Genomic DNA, 20,452 nt, shown 5'->3' with positions numbered 1-20,452 from the left:
AGAGGGAGGGGACCCACGAAGTGGGGAGGGTGAGGGGCAATGTGGATATGGATCATCGCCCCTTGCCTCACCCCTCACCCTTCCCATGCTCCGCATGGGTCCCTTCCCTCTCCCGGGGCGGGAGAGGGACTTGAGCATCCGAGGGCACCGAACCGGCCGGTCCCTCGCTGGTCAGGCGCTTGCCGATCTGCTGGATCACCCGCATCGGCAGGTCCGGCACCGACGGCAGAAGCCGCAGCATCGCCGCACCGTCCAGCCGCAGCAGACGCAGGTCGGTGCGCGCCCGGATGGTGGAGAAGCGGCGGACGCCGGCCAGAAGCTCCACCTCACCCATCACCTCCGGCGGTTTGATGTAGGCGATGTGCAGCGGCGGCTGGTTGTCGGGCATCAGCCGCACCATCTCCGCCTCGCCCTCCGCCAGGACGAAGACGAACTCCGACGGCTCGCCGCTGCGGAAGATGAAGTCGCCGGCCGACACCGTCCGCCACTCCGACACCGTGAGCATCCTGCGCAGCACCGTTTCCGGCAGGTCGGAAAAGACGGGAGAGCGCGAGAGCAGCCGCAGGGCGGGCTCGTCGGTGCCCTCCCCGTCGCCGGGCATCGTGTCCTCCTGCTGGTCGCCGCCGTTCTGGCCGCGCCGGACCAGCCGGCCGTCCTCCAGGTCGTAGAGCGCGTCGAAGGCCGGGTTGTCGGCGATCCGCTCCTCCAGCACGATCAGCGTCATTTCCGGCAGCAGCTCCTTCATGCGCAGGAAGATGCGCATCCGTTCGTCCGGGTCGTAGCTGTTCAGCGCCTGATAGATCACGAAGATGTCGGGCTTCTTCATCAGCCCCCGCGTCAGCTGGATGCGCTGCCGCACGCTGATCGGCAGCAGCGAACCGCCGATGCCGACCTCGCCCAGAACCACCAGGATCAGCACGAAGGCCCGTGCGTCGTTCCGCTCCAGCGCCTCATCCACCAGGGCGCGCAGCTGGGTGATCGCGCGGGGATCCTCCGTGGTGATGCGGCCGAACAGCAGGTTGTCCATCACGTTCAGGCGCGGGTGATAGAGTTCCGGGTCGAAGACGGCGACCTTGTCGCGCAGCTCCTGCGGCATGTCGTCCAGCAGGCGGCGGCGGATCGCCATGATCGCCTCGCGTTCCGGCGGCGGGGCGAAGTCCATGCCGTCGCGCTTGGGCACGATCATCAGGAACATGGTGGCGAACAGCAGCGTGTCCGCCTCCTGGTGGCGGCGCTGGGGCCGCTCGGACCGGCGCTTCAGGCGGGTGACCGCCTCCACCAGCTCCTCGAACAGGGCGTCGTCGATGTGCGGGTAGCGCATGATCATGACGTCGCCGTCGGCGCTGTCGCGATAGACGCCGACCACCCGCATGGCGAAGCGGCGGCCGATGCGCACGGCGGAGTCCCACAGCCCATGTGTCTCCATCAGGGCGCGGATGGTGGGATCGCAGACCATGCGGGCGACGGTCAGCCGCTTGCCGTCCGGCAGGCCGAACAGCAGGTTCTCGGCAAGGCTGCCATAGGGGTTGAAGCGGTCGCGCTCGAAGCGGGCCAGCAGCGTGTCCATGCCGCGTTCGGTAATGGCGTCGCGCAGCCAGTGGCGGACGCGCAGCAGCGGCTCGGCGACGAAGGGATAGTCGTCGGGGTCGAACACCTCGCGCAGGCCGCGCTGGTAGACGGCGTTCTCGCCGCCGGTGGCCGCCAGACACTGCATGAACCAGGGCCGCAGGCTGTTCCAGTCGGTCGCGCCGATCATGGCGAAGTCGGTCCAGATGCCTTCCATGCTGTCGGCGGAGTTGCCGGACGCCTCGGCCTCCACGATCTCGCGCCGACGGGCGGGGCTCATGGTTTCCGGATCGTCGGGTGGCGGGCGGTGGCGCAGCCCATAGGTGATGTTCTGCATCATGCTGCCGGTGAACATGCGCGGTTCCGGGCTGGCATAGGCCATGCGGCGCCCCAGCAGGTCGAGCGGCAGCTGGTCCAGCGTCTGGTTGCCGATGGCGATCCGGCCGGAGGTCGGCGGCGACAGCCGCACCAGCACCTCGGCCAGACGGCGCAGCGCCAGCGCGTTGGTGCCGGCGATGCCGACCAGCGCGCCCGGCGGCACCTCCAGCGACAGCCGCTGCAGCATGCGGTCGCCGTATTCGTTGGCCCAGGTCACCGCCTCCAGCCGTATCGGGGCCTTCAGGTCGGTGGGCGTGGCGGGCGTCGACGGGGCCCATTCGAACAGGAAGGGCGGGGAGAACTGGTCGGCGATCTGCTCGTACTTGATCTGGGCGTCGATCATGTTCTGGTAATAGTCGAGCAGCTCCTTCCAGGGGGCGGTCAGGTCCTTGAAGGCCGACAGCGCCGCCACCAGCGCGCCGATGGTCAGGTCGCCCTGCAGGACCAGATACCCGCCGATGGAGAACAGGAAGAAGGGCGTGATCTGGTTGATGAAGTTGTTCAGGAACTTGACGAAATACTTGCGCTTGTAGATCTCCAGCCTGATCCAGTAGATGCTGCCGAGATACTGCGAGAATTGGGCCAGGACGTAGCGGATCGTGCCGTTGACGCGGATCTCGCGGACATTCTCCACGCTTTCGCCGATGCGCTCGGACAGTTGCCGGACCTTGCGCACCCGCTCCTTCCCCAGCATCTTCACCTTGATCTGCAATTTGGGGATGATGTAGGCCTGCACCGGGATCAGCGCGATGGACACCAGCCCGATGGTCGGCTGCTGGATGAACAGGAACAGCAGGATCGTCAGCATCGTGCCGCCCTGGTAGAGCGGCTGGGCGAAGGAATCGCCGATGAAGCCGGCCAGCGGTTCGGTTTCCGACGTGACGGTGGAGATCAGCTCTCCCTGGCTGACCTTGGAGAAATGCGGCAGCGGGAAGCGCAGCATGCGGTCGAGCAGCATGAAGCGCAGGCGCCGCACCTGCCGTTCGCCGACCACCCCCTTGAAGGTGTTGATGCGCATCTTGAAGGCGCCGTTGGCGAGCACCAGCGCCAGGAAGGTGAAGCACAGCACCAGCAGATAGGTCACCGGACCCATGGCGACGCCCAGGATCTCGCGCACCGGCTGGGGATCGGACAGCGCCCGGTTGATGATGATCTTCGGCAGTTCCAGCGATGCGTAGAGCACCGGGAAGGACGCGATGGTCAACAGGGCGAGCAGGATCTGCTGCCGGCCGCTGTGCTTCCAAATGAATTGAAATATATTGCGGTCCATCAAAGGCCTTCAGCGTCGCGACCGTCGTCCGTTCCTGCGGAGCCCGGCATGGGCACCGCGCGGCTCAGCCGTCCACCCGCCATGCATGATAGGGCCAGCGTTCGTCGGCCGGCAGGGGAAGCGGGGTCCAGCCGGGGCGGTCCAGCGGCCGGTCGGACAGCACGACGCCGCCCGGCAGCATCAGCGCGTCGATCAGCGGTGCCAGCCAAGCCGCCTGCCGGGCGTCGTGGCTGCGGTCGGTGCTGCCGAAATCGGCATGGGCCAGCCGGGCGCAGCGGCCGAAGCGCTCCGCCGCCGCCGGCATGGTTTCCTGGAAATCGCCGACGAACAGGCGGTCGTCGTCGGGCGTCAGCTCCGGCGGTACGCGGACCCACATGTCGAAGACCAGGATGTCGCGCGGCGGGAACAGGTGGCGCAGATGGTCGAAGGTGCGGCCCTTGCCCAGCCCCACCTCCAGCACCATGCCGTCCTGCCCGGTCACGGCACGCGCGGCCCAGGCCAGCGCGTCGCGCTGAACGGTCAGGCGGTCGATCATGCGGTCGAGCAGCGACCGGGATTCCATCTCTTTGCCCATGGCGGCCCCCATCGGCCCCTCCCCTGCGCTTCACGGATCGGCACGGGCGCAGTGTGAAAGGCCGCGCGCGTGCCGTCGAGACAAATTGTCGCGAGGTCGGAGCCGGCGGGTGCCGCCGCCCTGCCCGCTTACGGGCGGTGCGGGTCGAAGCGCTTCGCCAGCCCCTGCCAGCAGCGGTAATAATCGTGCTGAAGCTCGGCAGTTTCCAGTGCGTACCGCGTCGGACGGATGACGGCGCGCGTTTCGAACATGAAGGCCATGGTGTCGCCGACCCGCTGCGGCCGGCTGGTGTCGGCGGCGGTGGCCTTGGCGAAGGTCTCCGCATCCGGCCCGTGGCCGCTCATGCAGTTGTGCAAGCTGGCCCCGCCGGGCAGGAACCCTTCCTCCTTGGCATCGTAGACGCCGTGGATCAGGCCCATGAATTCGCTGGCGACGTTGCGGTGGAACCAGGGCGGGCGGAAGGTATCCTCCTGCACCAGCCAGCGCGGCGGGAAGTTGACGAAGTCGATGCTGTCGACGCCGGGCGTGTCGCTGGGCGATTGCAGCACCAGGAAGATCGACGGGTCCGGGTGGTCGAAGCTGATCGAGCCGATGGTGTTGAAGCGGCGCAGGTCGTATTTGCAGGGCGCATGGTTGCCGTGCCAGGCCACCACGTCCAGCGGCGAGTGGCCGATGGGGGCGCTCCACAGGGCGCCGTCGAACTTCGCCACCAGCTCGAACTCGCCCTCGACATCCTCGTAGCGGGCATCTGGGGTCAGGAAGTCGCGCGGGTTCGCCAGCCCGTTGGAGCCGATGGGGCCGAGGTCCGGCAGGCGGAAGGGCGCGCCGAAATTCTCGCAGACATAGCCGCGCGCCGTGCCGTCCGGCAGCTCGACGCGGAAGCGCAGGCCGCGGGGGATCAGCGCGATCTCCTGCGGTTCGACCTCCAGCGCGCCCAGCTCGGTGAACAGGCGCAGGCGGCCCTGCTGCGGCACGATCAGCAGCTCGCCGTCTGCATCGTAGAAGAAGCGCCCCTCCATCGACCGGTTGGCGGCATAGAGATGGATGCCGCAGCCGGCCTGCGCCTGCGGTCCGCCGTTGCCGCCCATGGTGACGAGCCCGGCGACGAAGTCGGTGGCCATGTCCGGCATCGGCGGCGGGTTCCAGCGCAGCTGGGTCGGCGGGGCCGGCACCTCGTCGAAGCGGCTGGTCAGCCTGCCGGACTCCATCGGCTGGAACGGCTCATGCACCACCGCCGGGCGGATGCGGTACAACCAGGAGCGGCGGTTGTGGGCGCGGGGCGCGGTGAAGGCGGTGCCGCTGATCTGTTCGGCATAGAGGCCGTAGGGCGGGCGTTGCGGCGAGTTGCGGCCGACGGGCAGCGCGCCCGGCAGCGCTTCCGTCGCGAACTCGTTGCCGAAGCCGGACTGGTAGGTGAAGGCAGAGGGCGTCATGCGGGCTGCTCCCTTATCCGGGGGATGCGGCCGGCAACAGGGCCGGGCGCGACCATTTGTCGCTCATATAGTTTCTTTTGAAACTATGCGCCAGTGGAAATTGGGGAAGTGGTTGCTGTGGGTGCCCCCTCCCCCTCCCTCCCCCGCCTCTGGCGGTGGAGGGGGTAGGACGCTAGTCGGCGTGACGTCACTGCCAAAGCAGCGGCAGTCCCCTCTCCCGCTTTAGCGGGGGAGGGTTAGGGAGGGGGCGCCCATAGCAACCACTCCCCCCTCAGTTCATCGCTCTATCGGGCAGGTCCAGCAGGAAGTCGCCGCCTTCGTCGTAGCCGGCGGTGCGGATCACGCCGTATTGCGGGGTCTGCGGCGCCTCGCTGGTCACGTCCTGGCGGACCTGCTGGTACAGCGCGAAGCCGTTGCTGTCCTTCGGCAGCGCCAGCACCCGCTTCTTCAGCGCGGTGGCGAAGGGGGAGTTCACCTCGCCGTCGGCCACCGGCTCGTCGCCGCCCGACGACAGCGCCATCACCGAGCGGCGCTGGCGGATCTCCTGCTCGTTGGCGATGCGGCTGGCATCGACCTTCTGTTCCTTGGTGAAGGCGCCGGAATAGCAGCTGTCCGACACCAGCATCACATGCTTGGCCGGCATGCGGCTGAGGAAACGGCCGATGTCGTTGTTCGACACCCAGTTGCGGGCGCTGGTCGTCTCCGCATCGGCCGGCAGCCAATAGCCGGCACCGGTTTCCGCCAGTTCATAGCCGTGGCCGGCGTAATAGACCATCACCTGATCCTGTTCGCCGACCTCGCGGCCGAGCTTGCGCAACGCCTCGCCGATCTGGGCCTTGGTCGGGTTGCGCAGCACCCGCGTTTCGAAGCCGAGATGGTCGTTCAGCGCCTGCCCCACCGACTTGATGTCGGCGTCCGGCGTGGCCAGGGCGGGAATGCCGGTGTCGCGGTAGCTGTCGACCGCGATCATCAGGGCGATCTTGCGCGGCTTCGGCGGGGCTGCCGGATCGGGCGTGGCGGCGGCGGCGGCATCGATGGCGATGCGCTGCTCGGTCGTCTTGCCGGTCTCGTCGGTCATGGTCAGCGTGGCTTCGGTCGCCCCCGGCTCCACCGGGATGCTGGTGCGGAACTGCCCCTGTTCATCGATGAAGACCCAGCGGCCGTTCACCCGCGCCTCGGCCAGATTGGCGCTGTCGGCGACGACGCCGCGCAGGGTCATGGTGCCGCCGCGGGTGCGGCCGCCGCGCGCCTGTTGCAGGCTGGGCGGTGCCGAGGAGGCGTTCGGCCGGCCGAACATGTCCGCCGCCGCCGGGTTCGCCACCAGCTGGCGCAGCGCGCCGGAGAAGGCCTGGGTGCGCTGTTCGCGCTCCACCCGCTGCACCATGGCGAGGTAGGTGCGGGCGACCTGCGGCGGCAGGTTGGCCTGCGTCACCGCGGCGCGCACCTGGGCATAGCCGCCCGGCTGGCCCGCCGCGCTGGTCTGCAGGATGCCGCCGACGCGCGCCGCCACCGGATCGCTGCTGGAGGTCAGGCCGCCGATCAGGGTGGCGACCGGAACGCTGGCCAGCACGGCGCGCTGTTCCGGCAGCGACAGGCTGCCGGTCGAAAGATCCGTCACCGCCTGCACGATGCCGCCGCTGCCGGCCGCCTGGATCAGGGTGCCTGCCGCCGCCTGGACCTGGGGCGAGGAGAGCAGCTGCGGACCGGGCTGCGACAGGGTGGCGCCGGAGGCGTAGGCCTGGGTCGCTTCCGCCGTGAAGGAAACCGACCGGCCCGAGGCCAGAACCACCGTTGCCGGGCCGGGTGGAGGCGGTGGCGGTGGCGGCGGGGACGTCGGGCCGGTGCCGGACGGCGATCCGCCTTCCGCCGCCTGGGTGCCCTGCCCTTCTCCACCTTGGGTGCCGGTGTCCTGGGTGGCACTGTCCCGGGTGGCTGGGGCCTGTTCCAGCGACGACAGGAAGGTCTGCGGCGTGGTTGCGCCGGCCGTGGCGCCGGTCGTCGGGGCTGTCGTGCCGGCGACGGTCGCGGTCGTCGCAGAGGTCGTCGTGGCGGTCGTCGTGGCGGTCGTCGTGGCGGTCGTCGTGGCCGTCGGAGTCGCAGCGATCTGCGCCACCGTCTGCAGAACCGTCTGGACGGAACTGTTGCCGGCCACGGCGGACTGGCTGCTGGAGGACGAATCGCCCGACGAGGCGGTGCCCGTCGATCCGGTCCCGCTGCCGGACGTATCGGTCCCGGACGTTCCCGTTCCTCCGGTGCCCGTTCCCCCCGTGCCTGTTCCTGAAGTGTCCGTACCGGTGGACGGCGTGTCCGTTCCGCTGTCGGTTCCGGGCGTGGTCGGAGTGGTTGGGGTTGTCGGCGTGGTCGGGACTTCCGGCACGGTCGGCGTCACCGGCGGCGGCGGCGGCGGAGGAGGAGGAGGAGGAGGAGGAGGAGGTGGTGGTGGTGGTGGTGGTGGTGGTGGTGGCGGGGCCGGCGTGCTGCTGATCGTCACGCTGCCGCTTTCGTACAGGTTCAATGCCATCTCGCCGGTGCCGGCGGTGCCCTGCAATGTCACCTCTCCGCCACCGGCGGCGATGCGGATGGTTTCGCCGGTGCCCGCAACCAGACCGATCCCGGCAACCTCGTACAGAGCGGTCGATGCTCCGCCTTTGCCGGCGATGGCGATCCCGCCGGACGAGGCGATTTCCACCGAACCCTTGACTGCGACACCCCAGGCCTCCTCGGCATCGACCTCGCTGGCGTCGCCGTCTATCGTGATGGCATTGGCGGCGGTTGAGGTCGACCGGATGACCGTACCGCTCTGGCCGCTGCCGTCGGGAGCGATCGACACGCCCGCATTCCAGCCGCTGACGGAAACCGCCTTGCCACGGATGGCGATGGTTCCCGCACCGGAGTCGATGGTCGAAGCGCCGATGATCGACACGCCATGCCCTTCGCCTGCGGAGTCGGCACCTTCGCCACGGATGGAAATGTTGCCGCCGTTGGAATCGACCGTGCTGTCGGCGACCGTCACGCCGGCGGGGCTTTCCGAATCGCCCTTGGCTGCATTTTGGACAGGATCGGTGCCGCCCCCCAGCGTGATGGCGCCGCCCGAAGTGGCGATGCGGCTCGAGATCAGCCGGATGGCGCCCCGGGAGGATCCGGACCGGTTGCTGTTGATGGTGACGGGCGAACCGCTGGTCACGATGGTGCTGTCGGTCAGATGGATTCCGCGCGCCGACGTGAGGGTCACGACGCCGTCGGACGTCAGGCTTGCGCTTTGGTTCAGCTGCAGTTTTCCGCCCGACTCCACAGTGATGGCGGCGGCATCGGTGGACAGTTCCGTACCGCTCAGGACGATGTCCCCGTCCGAATTCGTCCCGCCCGCGATGTTGATCGGCCCGTTGCCCAGAACGGTGACGCGGGAGGTGCCTTCGATGTGCACGGCGTTGCTGCCGACGGAGCTTTCGCCGCCGCCTTCCGTGCCGGTGATGGCGATTGCGCCCCCGGACGTCACCAGCGAGGAGTCGGACAGCAGGACGCCAATGTTGTTGCCGGCATAGATGCCGTTGCCGCCCTTGCCGTTCAGCGTGATCGAGCCGGCCGTGCTTTCCAGCCGGCTGTTGTAGAGGGCGATGCCGTGGTTCCCTTCCCGGTTGTTTTCGCCGCCGTCACCGTTGACGAGGATCCAGCCGGCCCCGGTGGTGACGGTGGCATAGCGGAACCTCACGCCGATCCGCTCGAACTCCGGGGTGTAGCCGCCGGAAAGGCCGACAGCGGGCTTCGTCGACGGGTCGGAACCGCCGCCGACGATGAAGCTGCCGCCGTTGGTCGCGATGCTGACGGTCTTCGTCTGATCCTGCCCGGTCACCCGCACCACGCCGTTCCCGGTGCCGGTCGCGGCATTCAGCGTCAGGTTCAGGGCGCCGGCGGTGGAGGTGATGTTCTCGGTGACGAAGATGTTGCGGTGGGCCTTCAGCGTCAGGGACGCAGTGCCGCCGGCCGATTTGGCGATGGCCTGGGAAACGGTGATGTCGCCGCCCCCGCTGCCGGTGCTTTCGGTCTGCAGCGTGACGTCGGTTCCGGCATTCAGCGATGTCTGGATGGTTTCGGCGGTGATGGTCCCGCCGCTCGACGCCACCGTGATGTCGGTCGGGTCGAGCAGCCAGGACCCGCCCTTCCCTGCCGTCGCTCCGGCGTCGACCCGGCCGCGCACCTGCAGCGACAGCTTGCCGGACGTCTCGACGAAGCCGCCTTCCCCGCCCTTCGCCCCGCCGCGGGCGGAGATGGTGCCGTCGAAGCGGGTGGTTCCGTCGGCCCACACCACGACCTTGCCGCCCTTGCCGTTGCCGGTGGCGTCGGCGGCGATGGTCGCCCCCTGCGCCACCACGGTTTCGGTGGAGGGCGGCACCGGCTTGCGCGCCGGGCGGATATTGTAGCCGGCGAGCGTGGCGGCGGACGCCCTGCCGCCCTGCACGTCGCCGCCGACCAGCACCTCGCCGCCCCCGGCGGCGCCCGACGCGTCGATGCGCGCCGTGGCCGCCAGCACCGCGCGATTGCCCGACACGGTAACGGAGCCGCCAATCTGGCCGGCGCCGTGGCCGGCGGCATCCAGCGTGCCCGACACCTCCACCTCGCCGCCGTCGCCGAGCAGGACGATGTCGCCGCCCTGCTGCTCCACTCGCCGGGCCTGGACGGTGCCGGACATGTTGACGACGCGGTCGACCAGCCCCTTGGCGGCCGACGCGGTCATCTGCACCCGGCCGCCGTCGGCGAAGATCTTGCCGCTGTTGCTGACTAGCGCCTCCACCGGCTTGCCGTCGGCGCCGACGGGCCGCGCGTCGGTTTTGGCGTCGGATTGGGAGTCGAGGGCAATGTTGATCTTCTGGTCGCCGAACAGGTCGACGACGAAGCGCCGGCCGGATGCCAGCGTCACTTCGCCCAGCCGGGCCTGGATGGTGCCGCGGTTGGCGACGCCGGGGGCGACCAGCGCCGCCAGCCCGGCCTGGGCGACGGTGATGGTGCCCTCATTCTCCACCGTGGCGGTGGAGCCGGCCCGCCCCTCGAAGCTGTGGCGGCCGGCCATGAAGTCTTCGTTGCGGATGTCGTGGGTGGTGGCGAGCAGCCCGCCGACATCGACGCGGGCATTCGGGCCGAACAGGATGCCGTTGGGGTTGACGAGCCAGACCTGCCCGTTGGCGGTCAGCCGCCCCATGATGGCGGAGGGGTCGGGGCCGGTGACGCGGTTGAGCGTGATGGAGTTGGCGTCGGGCTGCTGGAAGTTGGTGTGCTCGCCCTCGCGGATGCCGAAGCGCTGCCAGTCGATCACCGCCTTCGAGGTGGATTGGATGACGTCGAGCCGGCCGGGGGCGGTGGATTGGATGGTGGCGCTGCCGTCGGTGACCACGCCGCCTTCGGGATTGGCCAAGGCGGGCAGGGCGGACAGGCCAAAGGCGGCCACGGCGGCGAGGAGAGCCAGACGGGCCGTCCCCGCCAATGCGGTGGTGCGGCAAAGGGCTTGCCTGAACCCGGTCCCGACCTGCCCCTTCCGGCTGTCCACAGCTTGTCGCAACGATCCGTCCTTCACACCCGAACCCCGCATCACCGATCCGTTCCCCAGCCCGCTTCCCACCCCATGCCCCGCCCCATGCCCTGAAGAGTGCGGGAAGGCGATACCCTGTCAGGTTTCGTGGAAGGCGAAACATTTTAGCGGCGCCGCACCGATGCGGAAATGCACAAAGTGGTGACAGAATGTTTCGTTGCCGCAACGCGGGTGGGGCCGTGTGTCGCGACGGAAGCGTTACCGGTAACGGCTTTGGCACGGAAAGCGTTACCGGTAATGGTTTTTCGGTACAGAGATCTCCTATTTCCATGGTCCAGGTGCCGCCTTTGCCCTTTCGACCCGCCGGCCGATCCGCTAATAAGAAGGCCATCCAGAAGACGGGCACGCGATGCAGGGGGAACAGATGGCCGATCCGACCGCCGTCGCCACACGGAAATCTGCAGGCAAATCGGCAGGTAAACCGTCCGGCAGGCAAGCGGGCCAAAGCGCCGGCGATCCGGTACAGAGACCCGCGCAGAAGCCCGCCCGCTGGGTTGTCTACAGCGCGCCGAAGGGCGGCACCGGAAAGACCACAAGCTGCAAGAACACCGCGGTCGCGGCGGCCAAGGACGGCATGCGCGTCGCGACGCTGGATTTCGATCCGCAGCGCACGCTGGGCCAATGGCACGAACTGCGCCGTCCGCACGACGTCGCCGCCATCGACCATTACGAAGGCACGCTGGAGGAGATCGACTCGGCGCTCGCCCAGATCGATCCTACCCGCTACGACGTGGTCTTCATCGACACGCCGCCGTCGGTGGAACTCTATCCCGAAGCGACCAAGATCCTGCTGCGCCGCGCCGACCTCGTGCTGGTGCCGACCGGTGTCGGGCGTTTCGACAAGATGAGCGTCATCCCCTGGATGGAGTTCCTGCGCGATTACGGCCGCCCCGCCGCCTTCCTGCTGAACCGGGTCAAGCGCCGCTCGGTCAGCCTGCGCGAAGCGAAGCTGGAGCTGGGCCGGGTCGGCCGGCTGGTGCCGCACGAGGTGCCGGACATCGAGGACATGCACCGGGTCGACGACATCGGCTGTTCCATCGTCGATGTGGGCGCGGTGAACGGCGCCGACGAATGCCTGGGCGCCTGGTACTTCATCCGGCACGAGCTGGGGATCTGAACCCGAGGGATTTGAAGATGGCCAATGTGAAATCCTTCATGAAGAAGGTGGCGGAGCAGGGCAAGGCCGCTCCCCAGCCGGCTGCCCAGCCCGCCGCGGCCACCGCGCCGCCGCGGACCACGGCGGTGGCGCCGTCCAAGGCCGACCGCCGGGCGTCGGACATCAGCGACGCCATCGTGCCCTGCCACACCCGGCAGGAATTCGCGCAGGAAATCCGTTACCACTGGAACCGCAGCCGCAAGGAATTCCTGTCGATCGGCCGTTATCTGAACCGCGCCAAGGAGATTCTGCCGCATGGCGAGTTCGAGGCGATGATCGAGAGCGACATGCCGTTTTCGGTCGAGACCGCCTTCCGCTTCCGCGCGGTGGCGGAGGCGGTGGACACCGGCCGGCTGTCGCTGGACGTGCTGCCGGGGGCGGAAAGCGTCGCCTACCAGATCGTCACCATGACGCCGGACGAGCTGGAGCGCGCGAAGGCGCAGGGGCTGATCCGTCCCGACGTGACCCGCCGCCAGCTGATCGACTTCAAACGCTCGCTGCGGCCGCCGAAGGACGTGACGCCGAACGACCGGCGCCGCCAGCTTCTGGCCGAATATGCCAGGCTGAGCACCCGCATGGCGGAGGTCCGCGACGAGCTGCGGCGCGACCACGGCATCGACCCGGAGCATGACCATGGCCGGCCGGGGCGCACCGGCGTCACCATCGACGTGGAAGCGGAGGATGTCGGCACGGAAGCGGACGAGGCGTCGTAAGGCGGCCTCAGTTCCGGTGCGAGGTATGGGAGCCGGGGCCGCTGCCGTCGCCCCGGCGCGGTGACGTTCCGCTGCCCAGCAGGTCGGTCAGCGCGCGGAAATCGCGCTGGAAGTTGCTGAAGAAATCGCCGCCACCGCCGCCGGTGCGGGAAACCCGCGCGGCCGACGTGCCCATCGCGTGGCTTTCGCTGTGGCTGGAATTGCGGCTGGATGTGCGGCTGCGCCGTTCCGGAATCTTCGGCTTGCGCGGCGGCGTCAGGGCGGGCAGGGGAGGGGCGTCGGGCAGGGAGGCGATGTCCGGCGCGCGGGCGAAGGCATCGCCGCACAGGCCCTGGTCGGCCGCCTGCTCCAGCCGGTCCGGGTCGAGAAGCCAGCAATCGAAGGCGTCGGTCCGGGGTTTTGCCGGCGCTTGAACCGCCACCGGTTCGGCGGCGGCCGGCAGCGCCGCAGCCGCGACAAGGACGGCGAGCGCCGCCGCCACGGTCCTTGCAATGGCCGATCCGCTCCAGTTTTTCGTCCGGCCCTCGCCCGGCATCGCCCGTCCTTTCGGTCTTTGCAGTGGTCAGGAACGCCGCGTTCCCCAACAGATAAACGCGGCAGGCGGGCGCTTCGTCCACGCGAAATCGGAGCGTTAGCCGGAAGATGCGGTAATCCTTCGGGGCAGGCTCTTTCGGTGTGCCCAATCGCGCCGGGTGCGGCGTTGTCGCAGGGGCGGGTTGGCGCTCTTGTCAGGGGGGCGGGTTGATGGGACAGTTCGGCCCCTGAGTCACCAGAGAGAACGGACGGCGGCGCCGGCGGACATGGCCGATTTCAACTGGAACGACCTGCGATTCTTCCTGGCGGTGGCCCGCGCCGGCACACTGACCACGGCGGCCCAGCGCCTGCGGGCCGACCACACCACGGTCAGCCGCCGCATCTCGGCGCTGGAGGATGCGCTGCGCGTCACCCTGTTCGAACGGCGGCCCAGCGGATTCACGCTGACGCCGCAGGGCGAGCGGCTGAAGCAGACCGCCGAGGTGATGGAGAGTGCCGCCTTCCTCGCCCAGGGCATGGTGGCGGATGGCGATCTGGCGCTTGCCGGCGCGGTGCGCATCGGGGCGCCCGACGGCTTCGGCAGCTGTTTCCTGGCGCCGCGCATCGGTGCCTTGTGCGAACGGCATCCGGAGCTGGAGGTGCAGCTGGTCGCCATGCCGCGCGTCTTCAGCCTGTCGAAGCGCGAGGCCGACATCGCCATCAGCCTGTCGCGCCCGCAGGAAGGGCGGCTCTATGCGCGGAAACTGACCGATTACCGGCTGGGGCTGTACGGCACCGCGGCCTATCTGGACAGCCGGCCAGCGATCCGCAGCCGCGCCGACCTGCGCGGCCAGTCCTTCATCGGCTATATCGACGACCTGATCTTCGCCCCCGAACTGGACTATGTCGAGACCATCGGGGAGGTGGTGCCGCGGATCAAGAGCAGCAGCCTCGTCGCCCAGTTGAAGGCGACGCAGGCGGGCGCCGGCCTGTGCATGCTGCCGGCCTTCATCGCCGGCGGTGAGCCCGATCTGGTGCCGGTCCTGCCGGAGGAACTGACGATCACCCGGTCCTTCTGGCTGATCGTGCACGAGGATCTGCGGTCGCTGGCGCGGATATCCATGACCGCCGACTACATCGCCGATCTGGTCCGGCGGGAGCAGGCGCTGTTCCTGCCCCCGCCGGCCGCATAGATCGGATCGCGTAAAATCGGAATCGATTTGGAGCGTGAATCCGATCGCCAAACATAAAGCTACAGCGTCGTGCGTTTCATATTAAACGCACGACGCTGTAGCTCAGCCTTCGCCGCGCAGCATGCGGATGATGCCGGAGAAGTCGGTGCCGCCCTCGCCTTGCGCGTTCATCAGCGCGTAGAGCTGCGCCGCCGCGGCCCCCAGCGGGGTGGGGGCGCCGGCGCTCTGCGCCGCTTCCTGGGCCAGCTTCAGGTCCTTCAGCATCAGCGCCGCCGCGAAACCGGGCTGGTAATCGCGGTTGGCCGGGCTGGCCGGCACCGGGCCGGGGACCGGGCAATAGCTGGTCAGCGACCAGCACTGGCCCGACGAGGTGGACGACACGTCGAACAGCGCCTGATGCGACAGGCCCAGCTTTTCCGCCAGAACGAAGGCCTCGCAGACGCCGATCATCGAGATGCCGAGGATCATGTTGTTGCAGATCTTCGCCGCCTGACCGGCACCGGCGCCGCCGCAATGGACGATCTTCTTGCCCATCGCCTCCAGGATCGGGCGGGCGCGCTCGAAGGCGTCCGCCTCGCCGCCGGCCATGAAGGTCAGCGTGCCGGCCGCAGCCCCGCCGACGCCGCCCGACACCGGCGCGTCGAGCGAAGCGGCGCCGTTGGCGGCGGCAAGCGCATGCGCCTTGCGGGCGGAGTCCACGTCGATGGTGGAGCAGTCGATCAGCAGCGTGCCGGGGCGGGCGACCGCGACGATGCCGGTGTCGCCGTCATAGACGCCCAGAACGTGGCGGCCGCCCGGCAGCATGGTGACGACCACCTCCGCCGCCGCGGCAATTGCCGCAGGGGACTCGCCGATGGTGACGCCGGCCGCCTTGGCGGCGTCGATGGCGGCGGGGGAGAGGTCGTAACCCACCACCTGATGCCCCGCCTTCACGAGGTTCGCGGCCATCGGGCCGCCCATGTTGCCCAATCCGATGAAACCGATCACCGCCATCGTCGCGTCTCCCGTTGCTTTGGTTTATTAGCCCTCTCCCGCCCCGGGAGAGGGAGGGGACCCGCCGGAGGCGGGGAGGGTGAGGGGTGATCCAAGGATCAAGAACCATGTTCGGATCACCCCTCACCCTTCCCATGCTCCGCATGGGCCCCTTCCCTCTCCCGGGGCGGGAGAGGGAGTCAATTGCCGCTACGCCATCCGCCCGATCTCGCTGCGCGAGACGATCAGGCGCATGATCTCGTTGGTGCCTTCCAGGATCTGGTGGACGCGCAGGTCGCGGACGATCTTCTCCACGCCGTAATCGGCCAGATAGCCGTAGCCGCCGAACAGCTGCAGGGCATTGTTCGCCACCTCGAAGCCGGTATCGGTGGCGAAGCGCTTCGCCATGGCGCAGAGGCGGGTCGCGTCCTTGCTCTTCGCGTCCAGCGCCGAGGCGGCGCGGTGGACGAAGGTGCGGGCGGCCTCCAGCTCCGTCGCCATGTCGGCGATGCGGAACTGCAGCGCCTGGAAGCGGTCGAGCGTCTGGCCGAAGGCCTTGCGCTCGCTCATGTAGGTCAGCGCCTTGTCGAGCGCGGCCTGGGCGCCGCCGATGGAGCAGGCGGCGATGTTGATGCGGCCGCCGTCCAGACCCTTCATGGCGAACTTGAAGCCCATCCCCTCCTGCCCCAGCAGGGCGGAGGCGGGGATGCGGGCGTCCTCCATGATGACGGCGCGCGTCGGCTGGGCGTTCCAGCCCATCTTGTGCTCGTTGGCGCCGAAGGAGAGGCCGGGGGTGTCCTTGGGCACCAGGAAGGCGCTGATGCCGCCGGGACCGTCCTCGCCGGTGCGGGCCATGACGAGGTAGAGGTCGGAGCTGCCGGCACCGGAAATGAACTGCTTGGCGCCGTTGAGGATGTAGCTGTCGCCGTCGCGCACCGCCCTGGTCCGCAGCGCCGCGGCGTCGGAGCCGGCGTTGGCCTCGGTCAGGCAATAGCTGGCCAGCCATTCCATGCTGCACAGCTTCGGCAGCCAATGGGCCTTCTGCTCGTCATTGCCGAAATTGTCCACCATCCCCGCCACCATGTTGTGGATGGAGATGTAGGAGGCGATGGTCGGGCAGCCCTGGCTCAGCGCCTCGAAGATCACCACGGCGTCGAAGCGGCTCAGCGCCGAGCCGCCATGGTCCTCCGACACATAGATGCCGCCCATGCCGAGCTCGCCGGCGGCGCGGAGCGTGTCGACGGGGAAATGCTTCTTCTGGTCCCACTCGACGGCGTTGGGCGCCAGCTCGTCGCGGGCGAAGGACAACGCCATGTCGCGGATGGCGACCTGGTCTTCGGTCAGTTCAAAGGACATGCGTCACCTCAATCAAGGCCCTCTCCCGCCCCGGGAGAGGGAGGGGACCCACCGTAAGGTGGGGAGGGTGAGGGGTGATCCAAGGATAAGCGCAACGATCCTTGTCGTCCCCCTCACCCTTCCCATGCTGCGCATGGGCCCCGAAGTCGCTCGCAAGCCTCGCGACTGCATTCCGCCTACGATCGCCTTTCGGCGCTCGTCCGGCCTGCGGCCGTCGGCTCCACGCCCTCTCCCGGGGCGGGAGAGGGAGGCTAAGGACCCATCAATCCATGGTCGGAATGACGAAGCTGGCGCCTTCCTTGACGCCCGAGGGCCAGCGGGAGGTGACGGTCTTGGTCTTGGTGTAGAAGCGCACCGCGTCGGGGCCGTGCTGGTTCAGGTCGCCGAAGCCCGAACGCTTCCAGCCGCCGAAGGTGTAGTAGGCGAGCGGAACCGGGATCGGAACGTTGATGCCGACCATGCCGACATCGACACGGGATGCGAAGTCGCGGGCGGCGTCACCGTCGCGGGTGAAGATGGCGACGCCGTTGCCGTATTCGTGATCGTTCGGCAGGGCCAGCGCCTCTTCATAGGAGTCGGCACGGACGACGGAGAGCACCGGGCCGAAGATCTCCTCCTTGTAGATGCGCATGTCCGGCTTCACCTCGTCGAACAGGCAGCCGCCCATGTAGAAGCCGTTCTCATAGCCCTGCATGCTGAACCCGCGGCCGTCGACCGCCAGCTTGGCGCCTTCCTTGACGCCGAGATCGACGTAGGACTTCACCCGCTCCAGATGTTCGCGCGTCACCAGCGGGCCGAAATCGGCGCTGCTGTCGGTGGAGGGGCCGACCTTCAGGCTCTCCACCCGCGGGATCAGGCGTTCCATCAGGGCGTCGGCGGTCTTCTTGCCGACCGGCACGACGACGGAGATCGCCATGCAGCGCTCGCCCGCCGCACCGAAGCCGGCGCCGATCAGCGCGTCGGTCGCCTGGTCGAGGTCGGCGTCGGGCATCACCAGCGCATGGTTCTTGGCGCCGCCGAAGCACTGCACGCGCTTACCCGCCGCACAGCCGCGGTTGTAGATGTATTCGGCGATCGGGGTGGACCCGACGAAGCCCACCGCCTTGATGTCGCGGTCGTCGAGGATGGCGTCCACCGCCACCTTGTCGCCATGGACGACGTTGAGGACGCCCGCCGGCAGCCCGGCCTCCAGCATCAGTTCGGCCAGCTTGACCGGCACGCCCGGCGTACGCTCCGACGGCTTGAGGATGAAGGCGTTGCCGCAGGCGATGGCCGGGGCGAACTTCCACATCGGGATCATGGCCGGGAAGTTGAACGGCGTGATGCCGGCGACGACGCCCAGCGGCTGGCGCATCGAATAGATGTCGATGCCGGGGCCGGCGCCGTCGGTGAACTCACCCTTCAGCAGATGCGGGATGCCGCAGGCGAACTCCACCACCTCAAGCCCGCGCTGGATGTCGCCCTTGGCGTCGACGATGGTCTTGCCATGCTCCAGCGACAGCAGCAGCGCCAGCTCGTCGTAATCGCGCTGGACCAGATCGAGGAAGCGCATCAGCACGCGGGCGCGGCGCTGCGGGTTGGTGGCGGCCCAGCCGCGCTGCGCCTCCTTGGCGTTCTCCACCGCGGCGCGCATCTCTTCCACGCTCGCCAGCGGCACGCGGGCGCGCACCTCGCCGGTCATCGGGGAGTAGACGTCGGCGAACCGCCCCGACGTTCCGGCAACCAGCTTGCCGCCGATCAGGTGCTGAAGTTCGGTGGTCATCCTATTGTCCTCCCATGGGATTGTTTGTCACCATGTGGACCTGAGCGGCCTTGCGGATCGACCCGAAACTTTGCGCAACCGTTGTGCAGGAATGCGGCAAGGGTCCCGGCGGCGGGCCGGGACGCCTGCTGCATTGGATCAGTCGGGCTTGCCTCCGCCGGCCTTCTCCCCGCTCATGGCGGCGGCGGCGAGGGCCTGCGCCTCGGTTTCGGCCTTCAGCCCGGCCTCGCGGCGTTCGCTGTAGCGGTCGGTCAGATAGTCGCTGCGGTCGCGCACCAGCAGGGTGAACTTGACCAGCTCCTCCATCACGTCCACCACGCGGTCGTAATAGGGCGACGGCTTCATCCGCCCGGCCTCGTCGAACTCCTGATAGGCCTTGGCGACGGAGGACTGGTTGGGGATGGTCACCATCCGCATCCAGCGCCCCAGCACCCGCATGGCGTTGACGGCGTTGAAGGATTGCGAGCCGCCGGACACCTGCATCACCGCCAGCGTCCGCCCCTGCGTCGGCCGGATGGCGCCGCTTTCCAGCGGCAGCCAGTCGATCTGGCATTTCAGGATGCCGGTGAGCGTGCCGTGCCGTTCCGGGCTGACCCACACCTGGCCTTCCGACCATTGCGACAGGGCGCGCAGCTCCGCCACCTTGGGATGGTCGGCCGGCACGCTGTCGGGCAGCGGCAGGCCGGCGGGATCGAAGATGCGCGTCTCGGCCCCCATGCGGCGGAGCAGCCGGGCGGCTTCTTCGGCCAGGAAGCGGCTGTAGGAGCGTTCCCGCAGCGAACCGTAGAGCAGCAGGATGCGCGGCGGGTGGGTCGAAAGCTGGGTGGGCGTCAGCTTCGCAAGGTCGGGCGCATCGAGATAGGGCTCGTCCAGGCTGGGGAAGGAGTCGTGTTCGACGTGCTGGACATCATGCATGGGTGCGTCCCTCGTACCAGGGCTTGGTCGCCTTGACGATCTTCACCACCGACAGCATCACCGGCACTTCGACCAGCACGCCGACCACGGTGGCGAGCGCGGCGCCGGAGCCGAGGCCGAACAGGCTGATGGCGGCGGCGACCGCCAGCTCGAAGAAGTTGGAGGCGCCGATCAGCGCCGCCGGCGCCGCCACGCACCACGCCACCCCGAAGCGGCGCGACAGCCAATAGGCCAGCCCGGCGTTGAAATAGACCTGGATCAGGATCGGCAGCGCCAGCAGCAGGATGACCAGCGGCTGGGCCAGGATCTGCTCGCCCTGGAAGCCGAACAGCAGCACCAGCGTGGTCAGCAGCGCCAGCAGCGACACCGGCTGGATCAGGTCAAGCACGCGCTTCAGCGCGGCCTCTCCGCCGGTGGCCAGCAGGCTGCGGCGCCAGAGCTGGGCGGCGACCACGGGGATGACGATGTAGAGCAGCACCGACAGCAGAAGCGTGTCCCACGGCACGGTGATCGAGGCGACGCCCAGCAGCAGCCCGACCAGCGGCGCGAAGGCGAAGACCATGATGATGTCGTTCAACGCCACCTGGCTCAGCGTGTAGTGCGGCTCGCCCTCGCACAGGTTCGACCAGACGAAGACCATGGCGGTGCAGGGGGCGGCGGCCAGCAGGATCAGCCCGGCGATGTAGGAGGAAATCTGGTCCTGCGGCAGCAGCGGGGCGAACAGGTTGCCGATGAACAGCGTGCCGAGCAGGGCCATCGAGAAGGGCTTGACCGCCCAGTTGATGAACAGCGTCACGCCGACGCCGCGCCAATGCTCGCCGACCCGCCCCAGCGCGCCGAGGTCGATCTTCAGCAGCATCGGCACGATCATCAGCCAGATCAGCACCGCCACCGGCAAGTTGACCTTGGCGACCTCCGCCGTGGCGATGGCCTGGAAGACGCCGGGCACCAGATGGCCGAGCGCGATGCCGGCGACGATGCACAGGGCGACCCAGACGCTGAGATAGCGCTCGAAAAGCCCCATGGCGGGGCGGGCCGCCGGGGCGGCGTGGATGTCGGTTGTCATGATC

General features: G+C 68.7%; 13 protein-coding genes. 3 read left to right on the top strand and 10 right to left on the bottom strand.

What is annotated here, in order from left to right; translation table 11 throughout:
• Positions 1-67 precede the first annotated feature (67 nt).
• The 4 genes from AZOLI_RS24640 to AZOLI_RS33675 all read right to left on the bottom strand — a co-directional run bounded on the left by AZOLI_RS24640 (position 68) and on the right by AZOLI_RS33675 (position 10,802).
• The gene (locus AZOLI_RS24640; protein ID WP_014189343.1) at positions 68-3,214 is read right to left on the bottom strand and encodes an ABC transporter transmembrane domain-containing protein; all 3,147 of its coding nucleotides are present in this window, start codon (positions 3,212-3,214) and stop codon (positions 68-70) included.
• Between the two features lie 64 nt (positions 3,215-3,278).
• The gene (locus tag AZOLI_RS24635) at positions 3,279-3,800 is read right to left on the bottom strand and encodes a class I SAM-dependent methyltransferase (protein ID WP_014189342.1); all 522 of its coding nucleotides are present in this window, start codon (positions 3,798-3,800) and stop codon (positions 3,279-3,281) included.
• Positions 3,801-3,916: 116 nt separating this feature from the next.
• On the bottom strand, positions 3,917-5,221 hold the full coding sequence (gene hmgA, locus AZOLI_RS24630; protein ID WP_014189341.1) for a homogentisate 1,2-dioxygenase: 1,305 nt from the start codon (positions 5,219-5,221) through the stop codon (positions 3,917-3,919).
• 271 nt (positions 5,222-5,492) lie between these two features.
• Complete coding sequence (locus AZOLI_RS33675) at positions 5,493-10,802, bottom strand: two-partner secretion domain-containing protein (RefSeq protein ID WP_275451551.1); 5,310 nt, start codon at positions 10,800-10,802, stop codon at positions 5,493-5,495.
• A gap of 364 nt (positions 10,803-11,166) precedes the next feature.
• Here AZOLI_RS33675 and AZOLI_RS24620 point away from each other — a divergent pair, with 364 nt between their 5' ends.
• Positions 11,167-11,919, top strand: coding sequence for a ParA family protein (locus AZOLI_RS24620; protein WP_048816573.1), 753 nt, complete (start codon positions 11,167-11,169; stop codon positions 11,917-11,919).
• A 17-nt stretch (positions 11,920-11,936) separates the two neighbouring features.
• Positions 11,937-12,671 (top strand): DUF3102 domain-containing protein, encoded by a 735-nt coding sequence (locus AZOLI_RS24615; RefSeq protein WP_014189339.1) that lies wholly within the window; start codon positions 11,937-11,939, stop codon positions 12,669-12,671.
• A 7-nt stretch (positions 12,672-12,678) separates the two neighbouring features.
• Here AZOLI_RS24615 and AZOLI_RS24610 read toward each other — a convergent pair whose 3' ends face one another.
• Positions 12,679-13,206: a hypothetical protein gene (locus AZOLI_RS24610; protein ID WP_014189338.1), complete on the bottom strand. Its 528-nt coding sequence runs from the start codon at positions 13,204-13,206 to the stop codon at positions 12,679-12,681.
• A 265-nt stretch (positions 13,207-13,471) separates the two neighbouring features.
• Between AZOLI_RS24610 and AZOLI_RS24605 the strand changes: the two genes are divergently transcribed.
• The gene (locus AZOLI_RS24605) at positions 13,472-14,377 is read left to right on the top strand and encodes a LysR family transcriptional regulator (RefSeq protein WP_014189337.1); all 906 of its coding nucleotides are present in this window, start codon (positions 13,472-13,474) and stop codon (positions 14,375-14,377) included.
• A 102-nt stretch (positions 14,378-14,479) separates the two neighbouring features.
• Here AZOLI_RS24605 and mmsB read toward each other — a convergent pair whose 3' ends face one another.
• From mmsB to arsB, 5 genes are all read right to left on the bottom strand, one after another.
• Entirely contained in the window at positions 14,480-15,370 is an 891-nt protein-coding gene (gene mmsB / locus AZOLI_RS24600) for a 3-hydroxyisobutyrate dehydrogenase (protein ID WP_014189336.1), read from the bottom strand.
• 189 nt (positions 15,371-15,559) lie between these two features.
• Positions 15,560-16,705 (bottom strand): isobutyryl-CoA dehydrogenase, encoded by a 1,146-nt coding sequence (locus tag AZOLI_RS24595; protein ID WP_014189335.1) that lies wholly within the window; start codon positions 16,703-16,705, stop codon positions 15,560-15,562.
• Positions 16,706-16,967: 262 nt separating this feature from the next.
• Positions 16,968-18,467, bottom strand: coding sequence for a CoA-acylating methylmalonate-semialdehyde dehydrogenase (locus AZOLI_RS24590; RefSeq protein ID WP_014189334.1), 1,500 nt, complete (start codon positions 18,465-18,467; stop codon positions 16,968-16,970).
• Between the two features lie 138 nt (positions 18,468-18,605).
• Complete coding sequence (gene arsH / locus AZOLI_RS24585; protein ID WP_014189333.1) at positions 18,606-19,382, bottom strand: arsenical resistance protein ArsH; 777 nt, start codon at positions 19,380-19,382, stop codon at positions 18,606-18,608.
• A complete protein-coding gene (gene arsB, locus AZOLI_RS24580; RefSeq protein ID WP_014189332.1) occupies positions 19,375-20,448 on the bottom strand; it encodes an ACR3 family arsenite efflux transporter in 1,074 nt (357 codons plus the stop codon). Before arsB ends, arsH begins: the two co-directional genes overlap by 8 nt.
• Between the last annotated feature and the right edge of the window lie 4 nt (positions 20,449-20,452).

Source organism: Azospirillum lipoferum 4B (assembly GCF_000283655.1).
Lineage (GTDB): Bacteria > Pseudomonadota > Alphaproteobacteria > Azospirillales > Azospirillaceae > Azospirillum > Azospirillum lipoferum_C.
This window is presented reverse-complemented; position numbering and strand designations above follow the sequence as displayed.